This is a genomic window from Rhodococcus sp. EPR-134 (assembly GCF_001647205.1).
Lineage (GTDB): Bacteria > Actinomycetota > Actinomycetes > Mycobacteriales > Mycobacteriaceae > Rhodococcus_F > Rhodococcus_F qingshengii.
This window is the reverse complement of record NZ_LVCT01000078.1, coordinates 1-811: the sequence shown is the minus strand read 5'-3', so window position 1 is coordinate 811 and position 811 is coordinate 1. Positions and strand designations below refer to the sequence as shown.

General features: G+C 67.6%; 2 protein-coding genes. One reads left to right on the top strand and one right to left on the bottom strand.

Annotated features, from left to right (window positions below):
* On the top strand, nucleotides 1-555 hold a 555-nt coding region (locus A2J01_RS03910), incomplete at its 5' end, for a PASTA domain-containing protein (protein ID WP_156519150.1).
* Between the two features lie 95 nt (nucleotides 556-650).
* Here the strand turns inward: A2J01_RS03910 and A2J01_RS03905 are convergent.
* Nucleotides 651-811, bottom strand: a 161-nt coding sequence (locus tag A2J01_RS03905; RefSeq protein ID WP_197494148.1) for a GatB/YqeY domain-containing protein, incomplete at its 5' end; no start/stop codon positions are given.

Below are 811 nucleotides of genomic sequence, written 5' to 3'. Positions count from 1 at the left end.
ACCGAGACCCACAAGTCCTCGGCGTTCCTCGGCTTCACCAACAACCTCGCTGCGGCCGTCTACATCTTCGGCGACTCCCCGACGCCCGGCGAGATCTGCTCGAGCCCGCTACGCCCCTGCTACAGCGGCAACCTGTACGGCGGTACCGAACCGGCGAGATCCTGGTTCGCGGCAATGAACCCGGTCGCCAACAACTTCGGGCCCACTTCGCTGCCCCCGATCGACGAGAAGTACGCACGGGGATCGCAGAACGGCCAGGTTCCCGAGGTTGTCGGCCTGAGCCAGTCGGCGGCGACGTCGAGGTTGCAGGCGTCCGGCTTCACGGTCAATTCCGTGACCACGGCGTCCGGAGCACGGGCGGGAACGGTCACCGGAGTTTCGCCGTCCGGGTCCGCGATCCCGGGTTCGACCGTCACGATCTACATCAGTGACGGCTCCGTGAGGGCTCCGGCAGCACCCGCATCCCCCGCGGCTCCGGCACCGGGCGCGACTCCCCCGGATGCGACTCCGCCGGGAGGCGAACCCGCACCGCCTGCGGGGACCCCACCGAACTGACGGCCCTGAAAACTGACGGCTCTGAAAACAAGAACGGCCGCGATCTCCGAGTGACTCGGAGTTCGCGGCCGTTTTCGGTTTCCGGTGGCGCGCTTCTACAGGCGGGACTTCACTGCTGCAGAGATACGTGCGCCATCGGCCTTGCCCTTGGCCAGCGCGCTGGCGGCCTTGATGACCTGGCCCATCTGACGCATACCCGGACGCTCACCGAGCTCCTCGGACACCTGAGCGAGGGCGGTGTCGACGACGTCGACGA